This is a genomic window from Corallococcus sp. BB11-1 (genome assembly GCF_026626625.1).
In the GTDB taxonomy this organism is placed as follows: domain Bacteria; phylum Myxococcota; class Myxococcia; order Myxococcales; family Myxococcaceae; genus Corallococcus; species Corallococcus soli.
Window position 1 is genome coordinate 53388 of the sequence record NZ_JAPNJY010000017.1, and the last position, 17415, is coordinate 70802.

At 70.2% G+C, this 17415-nt stretch carries 11 protein-coding genes and 1 tRNA gene; 8 read left to right on the forward strand and 4 right to left on the reverse strand.

The window, feature by feature from the left end; all coding sequences use genetic code 11:
* Nucleotides 1-19: 19 nt before the first annotated feature.
* The 7 genes from rpsU to OV207_RS14685 all read left to right on the forward strand — a co-directional run bounded on the left by rpsU (nucleotide 20) and on the right by OV207_RS14685 (nucleotide 8046).
* Nucleotides 20-214 carry a 30S ribosomal protein S21 gene (rpsU, locus tag OV207_RS14655; RefSeq protein WP_014395136.1) on the forward strand — a complete coding sequence of 65 codons (195 nt, stop codon included), beginning with the start codon at nucleotides 20-22 and terminating at the stop codon, nucleotides 212-214.
* A 111-nt stretch (nucleotides 215-325) separates the two neighbouring features.
* Complete coding sequence (locus OV207_RS14660) at nucleotides 326-784, forward strand: GatB/YqeY domain-containing protein (protein ID WP_193347928.1); 459 nt, start codon at nucleotides 326-328, stop codon at nucleotides 782-784.
* A gap of 273 nt (nucleotides 785-1057) precedes the next feature.
* Nucleotides 1058-2893 (forward strand): DNA primase, encoded by a 1836-nt coding sequence (dnaG, locus tag OV207_RS14665; protein WP_267555871.1) that lies wholly within the window; start codon nucleotides 1058-1060, stop codon nucleotides 2891-2893.
* 90 nt (nucleotides 2894-2983) lie between these two features.
* Nucleotides 2984-5104, forward strand: coding sequence for an RNA polymerase sigma factor RpoD (rpoD, locus tag OV207_RS14670; protein ID WP_193347926.1), 2121 nt, complete (start codon nucleotides 2984-2986; stop codon nucleotides 5102-5104).
* An 83-nt stretch (nucleotides 5105-5187) separates the two neighbouring features.
* On the forward strand, nucleotides 5188-5517 hold the full coding sequence (locus OV207_RS14675) for an MGMT family protein (protein WP_267555872.1): 330 nt from the start codon (nucleotides 5188-5190) through the stop codon (nucleotides 5515-5517).
* 90 nt (nucleotides 5518-5607) lie between these two features.
* A tRNA-Ile gene (locus OV207_RS14680) sits at nucleotides 5608-5680 on the forward strand.
* Between the two features lie 242 nt (nucleotides 5681-5922).
* Nucleotides 5923-8046 carry an Ig-like domain-containing protein gene (locus OV207_RS14685; RefSeq protein ID WP_267555873.1) on the forward strand — a complete coding sequence of 708 codons (2124 nt, stop codon included), beginning with the start codon at nucleotides 5923-5925 and terminating at the stop codon, nucleotides 8044-8046.
* Nucleotides 8047-8241: 195 nt separating this feature from the next.
* On the opposite strand, the gene OV207_RS14690 is transcribed toward OV207_RS14685, so the two are convergent.
* Nucleotides 8242-8985 (reverse strand): SGNH/GDSL hydrolase family protein, encoded by a 744-nt coding sequence (locus tag OV207_RS14690; protein ID WP_267555874.1) that lies wholly within the window; start codon nucleotides 8983-8985, stop codon nucleotides 8242-8244.
* Nucleotides 8986-9638: 653 nt separating this feature from the next.
* On the opposite strand from OV207_RS14690, the gene OV207_RS14695 reads away from it, so the two are divergent.
* Complete coding sequence (locus OV207_RS14695; protein WP_267555875.1) at nucleotides 9639-11438, forward strand: DUF4157 domain-containing protein; 1800 nt, start codon at nucleotides 9639-9641, stop codon at nucleotides 11436-11438.
* Nucleotides 11439-11554: 116 nt separating this feature from the next.
* Here OV207_RS14695 and OV207_RS14700 read toward each other — a convergent pair whose 3' ends face one another.
* The 3 genes from OV207_RS14700 to OV207_RS14710 all read right to left on the reverse strand — a co-directional run bounded on the left by OV207_RS14700 (nucleotide 11555) and on the right by OV207_RS14710 (nucleotide 17099).
* A complete protein-coding gene (locus OV207_RS14700; protein WP_267555876.1) occupies nucleotides 11555-12811 on the reverse strand; it encodes a matrixin family metalloprotease in 1257 nt (418 codons plus the stop codon).
* 219 nt (nucleotides 12812-13030) lie between these two features.
* Nucleotides 13031-13912: a sigma factor-like helix-turn-helix DNA-binding protein gene (locus OV207_RS14705; RefSeq protein ID WP_267555877.1), complete on the reverse strand. Its 882-nt coding sequence runs from the start codon at nucleotides 13910-13912 to the stop codon at nucleotides 13031-13033.
* A 58-nt stretch (nucleotides 13913-13970) separates the two neighbouring features.
* Nucleotides 13971-17099 carry a serine/threonine-protein kinase gene (locus OV207_RS14710; protein WP_267555878.1) on the reverse strand — a complete coding sequence of 1043 codons (3129 nt, stop codon included), beginning with the start codon at nucleotides 17097-17099 and terminating at the stop codon, nucleotides 13971-13973.
* Nucleotides 17100-17415: the final 316 nt, after the last annotated feature.

Below are 17415 nucleotides of genomic sequence, written 5' to 3' on the forward strand. Positions count from 1 at the left end.
GGCGGAAGGAGGTGACTGCATGCCCGGTATTCGAGTGAAGGAAGGTGAGTCCATCGAGAGCGCCCTCAAGCGCTTCAAGAAGGCCACCGAGAAGGCCGGAATCCTTTCCGAGATCCGCAAGCGCGAGCACTACGAGAAGCCTTCCGTGAAGCGGAAGAAGAAGGCCCTCGCCGCCAAGAAGCGCGCTGTGAAGAAGGCCCGCAAGTCGTACTAGCAGGCCCGCAGTGAGGAGCCGGGGCGCCCCTGAAAAGTCAGGTGCCCTGGCTCCCGCCGTCCCATCCCCTTGGCTTGGCGAACCCCTTCGCCGCCTGTGAGGAATCCCGACATGGCCACCCTGAAAGAGCGCATCGACGCGGACCTGAAGGACGCGATGCGGTCCAAGAACGAGCTGTCCCTGAGCGTGCTGCGGATGCTCAAGAGCGCCGTGAAGTACAAGGAAGTCGAGCCGGGCGCCTCCGCCCTGGACGACGAGGCCGTGCAGAAGGTCATCAACACGCTCATCAAGCAGCGCCGCGAATCCGTCGACCAGTTCAAGTCCGGAGGCCGCCCCGAGCTCGCGGAGAAGGAAGAGCAGGAGATCGCCGTCCTGCAGAAGTACCTGCCCCAGCAGCTCTCCGCCGAGGAGCTCTCCGCCCTCGTGACGGCCGCCATCTCCGAGTCCGGAGCCCAGGGCCCCAAGGACATGGGCGCGGTCATGAAGAACGTGAACCCCAAGATCCAGGGGCGCGCGGAAGGCCGGGCCGTCTCCGACGAAGTGAAGTCCCAGCTTTCCAAGATGTCCTGAAGCATGGTCGCACCCCGGGAGCGGGCGCCGGAGGATTTCCTCCAGGCGCCCTCCCAATCCACCGGGCTCTGGAGCGGATTTTTTGATCCCTCGCCCGCTCGCCGCTAACTGCTGATCCGTGAAGGTCGTCCGCTTCCGGTGCCGCTTCCCTGCCCCACGCCCTCTCCCCAGGAGGGCAACCCGGCAGGGAGGCCACCGGTCCGGACGTGTCAGGCCCTGCCGTCAGGATGGCAGGCGGATGGCCGCGCTCATGCGGATGCAGGGAGGGGCGTCGTGATTCCGGAACACAAGATCCAGGAGGTCCTCGACCGCGTGGACATCGTGACGCTGGTGTCCCGCCACGTGGAGCTGAAGAAGGCCGGCCGGGAGTTCAAGGGCCGCTGCCCCTTCCACCAGGAGAAGACCCCCTCGTTCTACGTGGTGCCGGAGAAGCGCTTCTATTTCTGCCACGGCTGCCGTGCGAGCGGCGACGCCGTGTCCTTCATCCAGCGCTACCTGGGCAAGACGTTCCAGGACGCGGTGCGGGACCTGGCGCAGGAGGTGGGCATCGACCTGGAGGCCGCGCAGGACCCGGGCCTCAAGGAGCGCCAGCAGGTCAAGGAGGCCACGGACTTCGCCGCCGAGCACTTCCGCTCCCTCCTCTGGGAGGACGGGGGCCGCGCCGCGCGCGCCTACCTCGCCACCCGCGGCGTCACCGACGAGGTGGCCCAGGGCTTCGGGCTGGGCTGGGCGCCCGCGGAGTGGAGCCTGCTCGCCGACCGCCTCCAGAAGAACGGGATGCTGGAGTGGGGCCTCAAGGCGGGCCTCGTCACGAAGCGGAACAGCGGCGACGGCTGCATCGACTTCTTCCGCAGCCGGCTGATGGTGCCCATCCGCGCGCCGGAGGGGCGGCCCATCGCCTTCGGCGGGCGGATGGTGGCGGCGGAGGACGGGCCCAAGTACCTCAACTCGCGCGAGTCCCGGCTCTACAACAAGAGCGAGACGCTCTTCGGCATGGACCAGGCGCGCGACGAAATCCACAAGCGCAAGACGGCGGTGCTCGTCGAGGGCTACTTCGACTGCATCGGCCTGCATCAGGTGGGCGTGCGCCACGCGGTGGCCCTGTGCTCCACCAACCTCACCGCCGGGCACCTCCAGGGCCTCAAGCGCGCGGAGGCCCGCGACCTGGTGCTGCTCCTGGACGGCGACTCCGCGGGGCTCGCCGCCGTGGAGCGACTGGCCGGCCCCCTGCTCGCCGCGGGCGCCCCCACCCGGGTGGCCCTCCTGCCCCAGGGTGACGACCCGGACGTCTTCGCCCGCCGGGAAGGCACCGACGGCGTGGAGCGCCTGCTGGAGGGGGCCCAGCCCCTCACCGCGTACCTCTTCGCCACCCTGCTGCCCACGGGCAAGCAGGCGAGCTTCGAGGAGAAGATGGCCGCCCTGGAGCGGCTCAAGCCCGTCACCGCCCAGGTGCCCCCGGGCCTGACGCGCTCCACCCTCATCAGCGCGCTGGCGGGGCACTTCGGCTGGATGCCGGCGCAGATTGAGACGTCGCTCCAGTACAAGGCGCCCCCCACGCCCAAGCCCGCGCCGGGGCCCGGGGGCTACGCCATGGCGTCCCAGGACGTCCCCCGCCCCGTCCCCAAGCCCCAGGCGGAGCGCCCCCCTCCAGAGTCCGAGTGCCTCTACGTGGCCGCCGTGCTCCGGGAGCCCCGGCTGCTCACCCGGGATGTGTTCCGTGTGTGTGATGAGTTGTCACACATGGGGCTGCGGATGGTGCTGGCGCAGACGACATCCGGGCAGGGGGTGGAGGAGGCGCTCTTCGAGGCGACGGAGGTCGTCAAGCGAGCGCTCCTGGAGGCTGGCCGCCGCCTCTCCGCTGGGGGTTCGGAGCTGGAGGGGGAGTTCGTCCAGGTGTGCCGGGACATCATGGTGCGGCGCATCGACGAGCGGCTCGTTTATATAAAGCGGGCGACGGAACAGACGCCGGGGGCTTTTGATTTGACAGAGGAGACGCGGCAGCTGCTGTCGGAGCGCAAGGAGCTGCTGGCGCTCCGCAAGCGCGTCCTGGACGAGCTCAGGCCCGCCTCCTCGGGAACGGGAACAAAGGCACCAATGCAACCGGTTTGAGTTCGCGTTTGTAAGAAAGCTCGACTTTGCGGTAGATCGGCCGGCTCGCCCAGGCCAAAGCACCTGATTTTCTTAAGGAGAAGTACCCGAATGCCGACGCAGAAGCCCTCCAAGGCATCCGTGAAGCCCACCAAGAAGAAGGTGGATCCGGTGATCCGCAAGAAGAAGGCACCGGACAGCCCTGTGGCGAAGGTGACGAAGGCTGCGGATGCCGAGGAGAAGGAGCTGGTGGCGAAGGACGCCGCCGCCGAGGCACCCGAGAAGATCAAGAAGAAGAAGGGCGTGGCCGCGCTCGCCGACGACGTGGACCCCGAGGAGGCCGCCGAAGAGGCCGCCGCCGCCGTCCAGGTCGACCCCGACGCCGTCGAGGACGACGTGGAGGAGGACCCGGTCGCCGAGCGCAAGGAAGTGAAGGACCTGCTCGCCGCCGGCCGCGAGAAGGGCTTCCTCACCTACGACGAGGTGAATGACGCCCTGCCCGCCGACATCGTGTCGTCCGATCAGATCGACGACGTGATGAGCATGTTCGGCGACAACGACATCGAGATCGTCGACGCGCAGAAGGCCGCGCAGTCCAACGAGATCAAGCCCACCGTCGCGGTCGAGGAAGAGAAGGAAGACCAGGACGAGGACGAGAAGGACGAGGACGACGAGCCGGGTGGCAAGTCCAACGACCCCGTCCGCCTCTACCTGCGCAAGATGGGCAGCGTCAGCCTCCTCACCCGCGAGGGCGAGGTGGAGATCGCCAAGCGCATCGAAGAGGGTGAGAAGGAGGTCCTCCGCGCCCTGCTCGCCTGTCGCGTCGCCGTGGCGGACATCCTGGACATCAGCAACCGCCTGAAGACGGGCAAGCTGCGCGTGCGCGACGTCATCAAGGACGCGCCCGAAGAGGCCCAGTCGGAGAACGCGGAGGAGGCCGTCGAAGAGGTCTCCGAGGCCGAGGCTCCCGCGCAGCTCGCCCAGAGCGAGCTGAACAAGATCGAGCAGATCTCCAAGCAGATCGAGCGCTTCCGCAAGTTCGCCAAGGACTGCGAGGTCCTGGAGGAGGAGCTCTCCGGGAAGAAGAAGCTCACGGAGGTGCGCAAGAAGGAGCTGAAGCAGGAGGTGAAGGACCTTCGGACCAAGATGATGGAGGTCCTGGAGGAGATGCGGCTGAACAAGAAGCAGGTGGACCGCATCGTCGTGAACCTCAAGGGCCTCATCGAGCGCGTGGAGAAGGCCGAGGAGGAGCTGGGCGACCTGGAGCGTCGCTACAGCGTCTCCATGAAGGACCTGCGCCCGCAGCTGAAGGAGTCCCGCGAGAACCCGAACATCGCGAAGAAGCTCCAGAAGCAGCTCAACTTCACCGCCGAGCAGCTGGAGGTCCTGGACCGCGACGTGCGCACCGCGGTGCGGAAGATCAAGCGCGTGGAGGAGGAGGCCAACCTCCCCGTGGACGCCCTGCGCCGCAACTACGACGCCATCCGGCTGGGTGAGAAGCGGGCGGAGCGCGCGAAGAGCGAGCTGGTGGAGGCGAACCTGCGCCTCGTGGTCTCCATCGCGAAGAAGTACACGAACCGCGGCCTGCAGTTCCTGGACCTCATCCAGGAGGGCAACATCGGCCTGATGAAGGCGGTGGACAAGTTCGAGTACAAGCGCGGCTACAAGTTCTCGACGTACGCCACCTGGTGGATCCGTCAGGCCATCACCCGCGCCATCGCGGATCAGGCCCGCACCATCCGCATCCCGGTGCACATGATCGAGACCATCAACAAGCTCATCCGCACGAGCCGCTACCTCGTGCAGGAGATTGGCCGCGAGCCGACGCCCGAAGAGATCGCGGAGAAGATGGAGCTGCCGCTCGACAAGGTGCGCAAGGTCCTGAAGATCGCCAAGGAGCCCATCTCCCTGGAGACGCCCATCGGCGAGGAAGAGGACAGCCACCTGGGCGACTTCATCGAGGACAAGAGCCTCGTGTCGCCCGCGGACGCGGTCATCAACATGAACCTGGCCGAGCAGACGCGGAAGGTGCTCGCCACGCTCACCCCGCGCGAGGAGAAGGTCCTGCGCATGCGCTTCGGCATCGGCGAGAAGAGCGACCACACGCTGGAAGAGGTGGGCCAGGACTTCGAGGTGACGCGCGAGCGCATCCGCCAGATTGAAGCCAAGGCGCTGCGCAAGCTGCGCCACCCCAGCCGCTCCAAGCGCCTGCGCTCGTTCGTCGAGAGCTAGACCGCTGACCTGAAGTTGCCTGAAGGCCCCCGCTCCCGCTTCGTGGACCGGGGGCCTTCTCGTTTCCACCCCGAGGTCCCCGCGTGCCTCCGAAGAAGCCCGCTGCTCCCCTGCCCTTCCACGAGAACGTGATGCGCCAGGTGCGCTCCATTCCCCGGGGCGAGGTGCGCTCGTACGCGCAGGTCGCGCTCTACGCGGGGCGGCCCGGCGCGGCGCGCGGCGTGGGCCGGGAGTTGAAGCACCTCCCGGGACAGGCCACGCAGGTGCCCTGGTGGCGGGTCATCCGCTCGGACGGGACGCTGGCGCCCCCGGTGGCGCACGAGCAGGCGAAGCGGCTGCGCGCGGAGGGCGTCACCGTGGCGCAGCGCGGACAGGTGTTCCGCGTGGTGCTAGACACGGGCCCTGACTCCTGACGGCGGGCCTTGCCACGCGCGCGGGCACGGGGAGATAGTCGGCCCGCGCCGCGTGAGGCCGTCCGCTCACGATTGGCAGGAGAGGCACGAGGGCCCTTAGCTCAGCGGTTAGAGCTGTCGGCTCATAACCGATTGGTCCCTGGTTCGAATCCAGGAGGGCCCATTCCCCTCACCTCCGACTGATGCCTCGCGACTCCGCGGTGGCTGTCCAGGCAGCCAGCGTGGATGTGCTGCGACCCGCCCGTGGGGACATTTCGGATGGAGGGAGCCGCGAGGAGGGATGCGCCTTGGCTCCTGCCCGGAGATGGGCGCGGGAACGACCCGATCCCAGGGCCGCGGGCGTATGCTCCCCGAGGGCATCCGGGACCGGAAGACGGCGTGTGCCCAAACTGGGGGGGAATGCGAATGCGTAGGCTGATCGGGGTGCTGGGGATTCTCCTGATGGTGGGGTGTTCGCCCTCGGAGGGGCCTTTCCCCGAAGATGGCGGTGGGGCCCCCCGGGACGCAGGGAGCACGGCGGACGCGAGCGTTGGTGAGCCGCCTCGTGACGCGGGTGCGCTGTTCGACGCGGGCACCGATCCTGACGCGGGCATTGAGCCGGACGCCGGAGGTGAACCCGATGCGGGCAACGCGCCTGACGCGGGCCAGGAGCCGGACGCCGGAGGCGAACCCGATGCGGGCAACGCCCCCGATGCGGGCCTGGAGCATGACGCGGGCACCGACCTTGATGCGGGCACCGAGCCCGACGCGGGAGAGCCTGTCGTCCTGTCCGTCCGGCTCATCATGCCCGGGGACTCGCATCAGCAGGACCCGGTCGAAGTGACCTACGTGAAGGCCCAGCTGCGCGCCTATCTTGAGATTGGCGGTCCACAGCTGCCGGACCGCGTGGACGTGCTCGTGGATGGCTTGCTCGTCACCTCGCGGACTGGAGGCATCAATGCCTTCGACTGGGATACCGGGCCCTTCGAGGAAGGCGAGCACGCCCTGTCCGCGCGGGCGCATCTGGGGACCCGGTCCTTCCTGAGCAGCTCCCGGCGGGTGGTGGTGGACCGGACGCCACCCCATCTCGCGCTGCGCACCCCCGAGGCCGGCGCGAGCGATGTCTCGGAGGACGCCCCCATCCAGGCCGTCTTCTCCGAGCCCATCGTTCCCGAGACGCTGGAGTCGAGCGTGTGGATGACCCGCAACTTCAAGCGCATCACGCCGGATCGCACGCTGTCCCCGGACGGGACGGTGCTCACCCTGAAGCCGCTCCCTCAGCCATCTCCCAGCTACGTCCGCACGCTGCACTACGCGGTCGACTTCCTCTACTTCGCCCCCGTCACGGACCGGGCGGGCAACTTGCTCTCGTGGCGGAGCGGAGAGTGGAGCTGGGTGACCACCCGGCTGATTCCGTTCGAGGCCCCGCTCGACGCGAGCGGCGGGTCCTCCAACTTTGATCCGTCGCTCCAGCTCGACGCGAAGGGCCTGCCGACGGTGGCCTGGAGCGAAGGCTCCCAGTCCGGCAACTCGTCTGTCTACGTCTGGCGCTTCACGGGGCAGTCGTGGGTCCCCGTCGGCCTCCCGCTGTGGGCCTCCGAGGGCTGGACGCCCGCGAGGGATCCGTCGCTCCAGCTCGACGCCACGGATCATCCCGTTGTTGCGTGGAGCGAGAGGAGCGAGGACGGGCCGGTTTGCATCCACGTGCAGCGGTGGACCGGCGAGACGTGGGCGAAGGTGCTGACCCCGCTGTGCCCGACGAACGGAGACGCCTACGGACCGTCGTTGCGACTGGATGCGGAGGACCAGCCGGTGGTGGCCTGGGAAGAAGGCGGCGGCTCGCTCCCGCAGGGGATCCGGGTCGCGCGGTGGACGGAAGCCGGCTGGGCCTCCCTGGGCGAGCCTCTCAGCGCCGAAGCTGGGGATACCGACGCCATCTGGGCCTCGCTCCAACTCGCGGCGGATGGCACCCCCTTCGTGGCCTGGACCGAGTACACCGACGACACGGCGGCCCCTCCCGGGCCGCGTCGGGTCCACGTGCGGCGCTGGTCCGGCGACAGCTGGGAGCCCGTGGGAGGCCCCCTCGACGCGCTCGATGGGGAGACGTCCGCGGGCAAGGCCTCGCTGGCGCTTGATGCGCAAGCAAACCCGGTGGTGGCCTGGGCGGAGTACCAGCCAGAGGGTGGGCTCGTGTCACGGCTCTACGTACGACGCTGGACCGGGACCACCTGGGAGCCATTGGGAGGCGCGCTGGGTACGCAGGAGCCCGCGACCCACCTGCGCAACACGACGCTGCGGCTCGACGCCTCCGGCAATCCGGTGGTGGCCTGGGACGAGGATGGGCCCGGCATGGTGTCCGACGTCTACCTCCAACGCTGGACAGGCAGCAGCTGGAGCGCGCCCGTCCGCGTGTCCTCCGCGACGCGGGGGGCCTTGCATCCCTCCTTCCAGTTGGACGCCCAGGGGCAGGTCACCATCGCCTGGGGCGAGTTCGCCGACCTCCCGACAGGCACCCCGCAGATCGTCAACTTCGTCCGCCGCCTTCCATAGGGCCGGAGCCCGACCCGCAGGCGAATACGTCCACCGCCAAGGCCCTGTGCAGCAGCACCGCGCAAGTCCACCCGCGGCGTCCCCTCCCCTCACCGTGGCTCAAGATGAGCTGACGCCCCCCGCGGGCTCGGCCACGCGGCGGGGGCTGATGCCCGGCCGGGAGCCGCGGGTCGGCGCGCTCGGACGCTGGCGACGTCAGAGGTGGTCGCGGATGGCCTGGTACCAGCGCTCCGCCATCTTCTCCTCACCCCTGAGATTCGGATGGACCCCGTCATACGTGTCCGTCGAAGGGGTGAAGCCGGTCCACTGGTCCACCACGTAGACAGGCGAGTCCTCCGTGCTCTTGGCCGCGGCCAGCCAGGGCAGGCGCTGGTTGAGGGACTGGAGTTTCAGCGACGCCAGGACGCTCGAGGTGGGGATGATCTGGGCCAGGAACACCTTCACCCGTGGGTTCACCACGCGCAGCCGGTCGATGATCTGCTCCAGCTCCGACACGGTGCTGTCCTCAGTCTGGTGATGGTACGTGTCGTTGGTGCCCAGGTGGATGAGCACCAGGTCGGGACGCGTGCTCGCGGCCCAGGCGGAGATGTTCGCGAGCACCTGATCCGTCCGCCAGCTCCAGTGGCCCTCATGGTCGCGATCAAACCAGACCGAGGTGCAGGTGTTCTCCCCCAGGTAGCCCGTCGTCAGGGTGCCCACGAAGTCCGCCCTGTAGCCCCTGGAGGTCAGCTTCCGCCAGAGCTGGCACCGGTAGCTGGCGCGCCCTGCCGCCCCCTGGGTGATGGAGTCGCCCAGCGGCATCACCTTCTTCGGCGCCAGCGCGGCGACACCCGCCTCCTCCGTGCCCCACGCCTCCAGCGACTCCCCTTCCAGCTTGCTGCCGCAGCCGAGCAGCCCCAGCAGCGCCACGCCCAGCCAGCCCCACACCTGATTCGTCATCCGATGCATCAGAAGCCCCCTTCCAGGAGATCCTGGTTTTGAATCCCATCAAAGCTAGAATCGCAGTCAATCCTGCTTCAATGGAAGTGCGTCGTCCCACCATCCGGACCGGCTGTGGAATTGAAGCCATTTCGCCAGCCGCTGCTTCACGTGGCGTTGGTCCTGGGCATTGTTCCCGCATCGCGGGGCATACGCCTTCACGCGAGGGGCGGACCTCCATCCACCGTACGTCACAGCACGCAGGCGACTGAGCAGGAGGCGTCAGCCCCGGGTTCCGGACGCGACACGGGGCTGGCTCATCAAGCCGGGGCCGGGCGCGGGCCACGACAATGGATGCATCGTGTTTGAAGGAACACCGGCAGGCAGGAAGCTCTTGGCATCGTCCCAGTTGCCCCCCGTCTCGACGAATCGAAGGAGCCGTTTGCGCAGCTTTTCAGGGGCGCCGATCATGCCCGTCAGTTCCTGCTCGTTACGGTGCGTGACTCCCCTGGTCGAACGGGGTCAGAGCGGCGCGATGAATCGCGAGGAGCGGCTGGACTGCTGAGGGCCAGCTTGAGGTGCGGCCCGTCTTCAGACGCTCGCGTGAGCTGGGAGCCCCGGGTGTAGCATGCGTCCTTCACGGGACATGACCCGACACCCTGGGAGCACGCATCTTGGACGCTCAGCACCGTTGGATCTCCCCCGCGCTCCTGACGCAGGCCTGCGCTCGGGGCTGGGCACTCCCGAACCGGCTGCGCGTCCGGTTCGAGCGCGCCTTCGGGGCCGAGCTGGGCGGGGTGCGCCTGCACGAGCACCCCCTGGTCGCGAGGCTGGGGGCCCAGGCGCTGTGCTGGGGGGAGCAGATCCTCTTTGCTCCGGGAGCACTGGAGCTCGACTCGGCTCGCGGGGCCCGGATCCTCGCGCATGAGCTGGTGCATGTGCTGCAACAGCGCGCGGGGCGCGCACCCCATGGGAACGGCGGGACCGGACTGCTCGTGGATGAGGCCCTGGAGGCAGAGGCCGAGGCCCTGGCGGTACGGGCCCTCGCAGGGGAGCGCGCGCACCTCGCGGCTCCGGGGGCGAGCGGGGGCCGGTGGGCGTCACCCACTCCCGCGCTTCAGGCGTACCACGTCATCCCGAACGCCCAGTTCGTCGCCCAGGACGTCAACCTCCACAACGCCACCTTCGAGACGCAGCGGGACGGCGTGCAGCCCCACCCCCACCTGAAGACGCGCCCGGACACCTTCCTCCTCGACGCTGGGTCGACGAACGTCATGGTGCGGGCGAACAACCAGGTCGCGCTCCGGGTCTCGGATGACAACGAACTCGCCATCGAAGACACCGATCCCCACCACGAGCAGGCCAAGCACTTCTTCGCCACGGACAAAGCCATCAGCCGGTGCAACCGCGCGTTGAAGTCCGCGGGCTCCAGGTATCGGATCGCCAAGATCCCCGGGCCGTGCTACCTCGAAATCGGCCCCCCAGCGCAGCCGGGCTGTCTGCCCTTCCTGAGCGGCCCGGGCCCCAAGCGACTGTTCCAGGTGATGATGTCCGAGAACGGGCAGCTCGTGCCCTCCGTCGCGCAGAACTGCAACGAGATCTCCGGCAAGGTCATGGGAGAGCAACAGGACCCGCAGCGCACCGCGAAGTTCAAGCAGTCCGGCAATCAGCTCTTCCACAATCTGCCGCGCTGGCAGCTTGGAGGGTGGTCCCCCGCCTACGCGGCCCATGGCGACATTCCCTTCCGGTTGGCGGTCCTCATCACCACGTTCCTCTTCCATGGACAGGGAGAGGGCCCCAACGCCGCCGCGGCCCGGCAACTCGCGGTCAACGACTATCAGGTGGGGCTGCAGCATGCGCTGGCGGGGGCCACTACACCCAATGCCCAGATGGCGGCGCTCGCGGGCTACTACGGCCCCATCGGCCTCAACTATGGCCGGCTGGTGAACCGGGTCCGCGCCCATGCGCCCATGACGCTCAACGGCGTCAACCTCAACGGCCCCACGCTCCGCGCGCGTTTCGAGCAGATCCTCTTCCGTCTGGGCCTCAATGCCTATGCGGACACACGGGTGGGTGACGCGTTCCAGACGTACTCGGTGGGCGCCATGGAGCGCTATCAGGATGCCCAGCTCCGCAACTGGATGCGGATGCGGGACGAGGTGGCTCCCCGACCGGCGGTGCTCATTCCTCCGCCTGTCTACAGTGCACCGGTGTGGGAGTACCACTGGGGCGGGGTGGTCGCGGAGAGCGGAGCGGACCGCATCACCTTCGAGAACTACGCCCGCAACTACGAGGATCGCGATGGTCCCCAGCTCAATGGCGGCGAGACCCGCTGGTTCTTCCAGATGACCCGCGTTCCCACCCAGGTCAATGATCCGCTGATCGCCCAGTCCTGGCATGAGAGCTGTTACGCCCACGGCTTCGCCAATGCCCTGACGATGACCGTCTCCAAGATCAGCCGCTGTGAGCGGTAGCCGGAATCCCTCGGCACCCCGGCGGCTGCCCCCTGGAAACTCAACGGGCCGCGAAGCCCAGGTGCTCCGTTGTCCTGGAACACCTGGGCGGGTCCACGACGGTGCTCAGCGGTGACTCAGTACCGGTACATCTCCGCCGCCACCTGGGCGTCGCAGGACGTGACGGCGGACCCGCAGACGGTGGGGCTTGAATACATGATGGAATTGCAATCCCAGTGGTGCGCGATGCCGAGCGTGTGTCCGATCTCGTGAACCGCGACGCTCTTCGCGTGGTACGCGCCCGCGTGATACGTGTTGTTCATGTTCACGATGCTGCCGGTCATGCAGCCGCCCGAGGCGTAGTTCCAGGTGTATGCGTACCAGCCGTTGGTGCCGTACCAGTTCTCGTAGACCATGACGTCGGACGAGCCGCTGCCACGCCAGTGCAGATACAGGCCATTCGAGATGCTCGTATACATCCACGCGTTCATCGCGTCGCCCACCGGCCAGCGCGTGGTCGTGAAGTCCGTGTAGCTGACGTTCGTGGGGTACCGGCACCACTTGTAGCCAAACAGCGGGACCCCGCACCAGCTCTGGGCGGTCGGCCCGCGGGGGGCCTCTTCCACGCTGGGGGCCGCGCGCGCTTCGGGACGCACGTACTCGACGGCCCGGGCGCGGGCGCCCACCCGTTCGAGCAGCGCGGTGACCGGCCCGCCGACGTGCTCCTGGAGCGCGGCGGCCTGATGCGTCGAGCCTGAGCCCTGGACGAAGCCGCCCTGCACGAGGACGCGCCCCACCGGTCCACCCGTCACGGCATAGACGCCCTTCAGTGATTGCGCGGCCAGGGGCCTGGCCCCCTCTTGCGGCGTGAGGAAGAAGACCGCCTGCTCCCCCGTCCTCGGCAGCGGGTTGTCCTCCGGCGCGAGCAGGCATCCGTCAGCGAGCAGGCCGCCGGGGAACATGACGTCCACGGTGGCCCCCTGCGCGAGCACGCCGCCCGAGGACGCCTGGAGCTCCCGCGACGAGCGCGCGAGGTCATCAATCCGCACCGTCGCGATGGTCACCGGAAGGTCGGTGTAGAGGTCGCCCGCCTCGCCGGAGGGCGCGCCCTCCGTCTTGGATTGCGCGTGGGTGCGGATGACGTCGTAGCGCGTGGACTCCACCCGCCCGTTGATGATCAACGCCGAATGGTCGGTCAGGGCCTCCACGGACTTCTCCTGGAGGATCCAGTCGATGGAGAGCGTGTGCTCCGTCCCCTGCGCGTGCGCCGGGGTGGGCACCGGCGTCTCGGGGACCCACGCCTTCACATGCGCGTCCTGCGAAGCGGCGGGGAGGACCTCATCGACCCCGGCGTCCTGGGCACACCCCATCAGGCCCAGGAGCGCCAGTGGCACGGCCCAGGCCCGCGGCGCACACCGACGGGTGACCACTTCAGGAATGGCAAGGTTCCAACGGCTCCACTTCATCATGGGCGTCTTCCTTTTCGTGACACGCACCGCTGGACACACGACGACCCGTGTTTCCCTTGGTTGCGGTTCTTCCCATGTGACGAGTGCTTGAGAATTCCGTCCCACCGGGGCCGTGATTTCGCGGCGGTGACGCGTCCGGACGTTTCAGTCCGCCAGGAGTTGACGCAGGCTGACGTCGAGCTGGCTGCGCACGAGGCGCAGCAGGCTGTCCAGCTCGCCCGGCGTCAATCCCAGTCGCGCCGTCAGCTCCTCGCGGGTGAGCACCAGCAGCCGCTCGCGGGCGCGGGCAATCCAGCGCGCCACGGTGGAGCGCGGCGCCCGGGTGGTGGCCGCCATCGCGTCCATGGACAGGCCATGCACGTGGTGCAGCCGCAGCAGGTTGCGCTCCTGGATGTCCAGCCGGCCCAGCGCGGCGCGGAAGGCCACGCGGAAGTCCTCCTGGTGTCGCTCGCGGATGAAGGCCAGTTCGGGGTCCGCCCCCAGCCGCTCCACCAGGGCCGGCAGGGCCTCCCCCATCGGCTGCTCGCGCGGCGCGGCGCGCCGCTGGTCGATGAGGAGCCGCAGCGCCACGGCCCGCACCCAGTGCGCCAGCGGCGCGCGCCCGGAATAGAAGGCCAGCTTCGGCGGAGCCCCGCCCGTCGGGAGGAGCAACCGCTGTCGCAGCAACTGCCGCAGCTCGTCCACCTGGGAGGGCGCCTCGCCCGGCAGCCACTTCTCCAGTTGGGACAGCACGCGCGCTTCGAGCGCCTCGATGGCCCGCGCGCTTCCCCGCACGCAGGTGAAGGCGAGCGCGAGGTCCTCCGCGTGCAGGCTCGCGAGCCCGCCGTCGGCCTCGCCCGTGGAGGGCAGTCGCTCCGCCACGTGCCCGAGGAAGGCCTCCGCCTCCAGGCCCACCTCCGGCCACGCCTCGCGCGCGGTGCGCATCAGGCCCGCGAGCACGGACTCCAGTCCGGGGTGCTCCCGCAGCGTCGGGACGAGCGCGCGGGGTGCCCGCGAGAGGAAGAACGCGGTCTGCTCGGACGGCACGGCCCACCTCCAGGGATGGACCCGCCCTTCCGGGCGGGGCTGCGGCAGCGCCCTCGGCTCACGACGGGCCGTGGGTGGACAACCAGGCCCGCACCTCGCGCGCGCGCGGCGCGTGGATGGGCAGGCCGCGCGAATAGGCATCAAGGGCATCATGCGCCAGGGAGCGCGCCCGGGACCGCGCATCTCGCGTCCGCCAGAGGACACGGGCGAGCGCGAAGCGCGCCCGGGCATGGTCCGCGGGGGCCACCTCCAGCCGCATGGACAGCGCCACCGCGTGCTCCAGCCGCTCCCGGGCCTCGCGGCGCTGGCCGCCCTCCAGCAGCGCCTCGCCCAGAAGGCCGAGCGTCGGCACCATCCGGGGGTGCTCCGCGCCGAGCGCCTTCTCGCGCACCGCCAGCGCTCCCCGCAGGTGGGTGATTGCCTGGCGCACGTGGCCCAGGCGCAGCCGCGCGTGCCCCAGGTTGTACAGGGCGCTGGCCACCTTCGGGTGCGCGGGGCCGAGCGCGGCCTCCCACAGCTCGCGCGCCGCCTCGAAGTGCGCGAGCGCGTCCCGGGGGCGGCCCGCATCCAGCGCCACCGAGCCCAGGTTGTTGCGCGACAGGGCCACGTCCGGGTGGCGGGGGCCCAGCTGCGCCTGCTGGAGCGCGAGCGCCTCGCGGTAGGCGGCCTCCGCCTCCGGAAGCTGGCCCAGGTCCAGGCGCGCGTTGCCCAGGCTCAGCAGCACGGTCGCCAGCCGCAGCCGCGCGGCGTCCCCACCGCCCCCCAGGCTCGTCCGGGCGCGCTCGTAGTGGACCAGCGCCTCCTCCAGCCGGCCCTGCTGCACGAGCGCGTCGCCCAGGTTGGTCCGCATGACGCTGGTGGTGGGGTGCTCCGCCCCGAAGGAGCGCTCCGCCACGGCGAGCGCCGCGCCGTACCGCGCCGCCGCCTCGGCCACCCGCCCCTGCAGCCGCAGCGAGGTGGCCACGTTGTTGAGGTACACCGCGCGCACGGGGTGGTCCTGCCCGTACAGCGCGTCCACCAACGCCAGGGCGCGGGTGTAGTGCCGCTCCGCCTCCGCGTAGCGCCCCAGGCCGTTGAGCGCCCGCCCCATGCCGGTGAGGGACTCGGCGACGGCTTCGTCATGCGCTCCCGGGGCGCCCCCCTCCAGCAGCGCCAGGGCCTGCTCCGCGTCGGTGAGCGCGCGCGCGAACTCCCCCTGCCGGTAGCCGAGGGCGCTGCGGAAGCGGTACAGCTCCGACGCCACCTCCGACGAGCCCTCGGGCCCCAGCCGGGCGAGGGCCGCCTCCGCCATGCGCGCGGTGCGCTGGGCCTCCTTCACCAGCCCCAGCCCCTCGCCTTCCGTGTAGAGGAGCCGGTTCCAGGCGTGCGCGGCCGTCTCGTCGTCGTGGCCGGCCGCCGCCACGCGCACCGCCTCCTCCAGCACCTCGCGCGCCGCCGTGAAGTCGCCGGCGGTGCCCCGCGTCTCGCCCAACAGGAGCAGGGCGCGCGCCAGCAGGGGCCGGTGCCCCACCTCCCGCAGGGCGGCCACCACCTCCTCCAGCCGGGGCAGCGCGCTCGCGTGGAAGCCGGCCGCGCTGCGTGCGCGCAGTCCGTCCAGCTCCCGCCCCAGCGCCGCGAGCCGGGCCCGGGCGTCCGGGGACTCCGGCAGCGGCTCCACCCGGACGAGCACCGCCCGGTTCGCGCAAGCGGCCAGGGAGGGAAGCCGCCGCGCCGCCTCGGGGGCCCGGAGGAGGACCTCGCGCTCACCGCTTTCGAGCAGGTCCACGAGGACGTGGAGGGCCTGGCGCCGGCCATCCAGGCACGCCGCGCGCAGGTCCATCAGCCGCTCGGACTGCGTCTGCCGCACGCGCGTGTCCTCGCAGGATTGCCGCTCCTGGGCCACCAGCGCCTGGGCGTAGGCGTCCAGCGCCCGCGCGGTGGACGGGAAGGCGTTCCCGGTCGCGCCCGCGGGGAGGAAGCGCTGCTCCAGCCGTGCCCGTCGCGCCGCGTCCCAGGTGCCCGCCATCCGGGACTCCAGGCCGGAGCACACCCGCGTGGCGCCACCGCCCATCACGCCGAAGCCCAAAGCCACGCTGGCCCCGACGCCGAGGACGAGCGCCGCCGAGGCCAGCCGCCAGGAGGACGTGCGCGGGCGGGGCTCCAGCCGGGCGAGCAGCGCGTCCAGCGAGGGGTGGCGCGCGGTGGGCTCCGTCGACAGTCCCCGCAGCACCGCCTGCCTCACGGCGAAGGGCACGCGCGAGCCGCGGGGTGGGGGCAGCACGCGGCCTTCGCGCACGGCCTGCTCGCGCTCGCGGGTCGTGACGCCCGCGAAGGGCCGCTGGCCGAAGAGGGCCTCGTACAGCGCGACGCAGAAGCTGAACTGGTCGCTGCGCGCGTCCGCATGCTGGCCCCGCCACTGCTCCGGGGACATGTACGCGGGCGTGCCCTGCGGGGTGCCGGTGGGGGTGTTGCCCCCTGACGGCGGGGACTCGCGGGCGAGGCCCTCCCCCGCCCCGGACTCCGGTGGTGCCAGCGGGACGGGCCCCGCGCGAGCGAGGCCGAAGTCGGCGACGCGCACCTGGCCGTCCTCCGCGAGCAGCACGTTGTCCGGCTTGAAGTCGCGGTGCACGAGCCCCACCGCGTGCGCGGCGGCCAGCCCCCTGCCCGCCTGGAGGAAGCGCGCCAGCACCTCACGCCAGGGTCGCGGCGCCCCCGAAGACCAGCGGCGCAGCGTCCCTCCGCGCACCAGCTCCATGGCGAGGAAGACCGTGTCGCCATCGAGCCCCACGTCGTGCACCGTCACGACGTTCGGATGGGACAGCCGGGCCTGCGCCTGGGCCTCGCGCATCAGCCGTCCGCGCGCCTCCGCGTCCGACACCACCCCGGGCTTGAGCAGCTTGAGCGCCACCTGACGGTCCAGGTCCGGGTCGTACGCGGCGAAGACCACGCCCATGCCGCCCTCGCCCACGCGCCGCAGCAGCACATAGCGGCCCACGCGCGCTCCGGGTTGAGGCGTCTCCTCCGGTCCATGGCGCGCGGCCTGCGGGGGCCCCCGCCTGGACAACGACAGCCCACCGTCCAGACCGGCCAGCACCGCGCAGCACGCGGCACACCCATCCAGGTGCGCCTCCAGCCGGGCCTGCGCCGCCGCCGACAGCCGCGCCCGAGCCCCCTCCACCAGCTCGTTCTCGTCAGGACACTGAGACATGAAAGAACCGTGAATCAGTGGAGCATACTCCAGGCAGACGCTCTCGAAGCGGGCACATGGCAGAGGTCCTCCTTCGAGGACTGCCACGCCCTGTCCAGAGCGTCGTGCGTCATCGAGCCCCCGTGTCGCCAGGGCCTCGGACGCAGGGGGCCGCTGGTGACGGGGGTCATCTCCCCTGATGACCGCAGTCACCGCCTGGGCGCCCGACGCGAGCCCCCGGAGCCATCCCATCCCAGGGAAATCAACGGGTTGCGAAGCCCCACCGGGATGGCATCCGCGCTGCAATGAGACAGGGCGTCGCTGTCCAGAACCAGGT

Coding starts and splice junctions, on each gene's coding strand:
- rpsU (WP_014395136.1), top strand. CDS start 20: ATGCCCGGTATTCGAGTGAAGGAAGGTGAGTCCATCGAGAGCGCCCTC.
- OV207_RS14660 (WP_193347928.1), top strand. CDS start 326: ATGGCCACCCTGAAAGAGCGCATCGACGCGGACCTGAAGGACGCGATG.
- rpoD (WP_193347926.1), top strand. CDS start 2,984: ATGCCGACGCAGAAGCCCTCCAAGGCATCCGTGAAGCCCACCAAGAAG.
- OV207_RS14685 (WP_267555873.1), top strand. CDS start 5,923: ATGCGTAGGCTGATCGGGGTGCTGGGGATTCTCCTGATGGTGGGGTGT.
- OV207_RS14690 (WP_267555874.1), bottom strand. CDS start 8,985: ATGACGAATCAGGTGTGGGGCTGGCTGGGCGTGGCGCTGCTGGGGCTG.
- OV207_RS14710 (WP_267555878.1), bottom strand. CDS start 17,099: ATGTCTCAGTGTCCTGACGAGAACGAGCTGGTGGAGGGGGCTCGGGCG.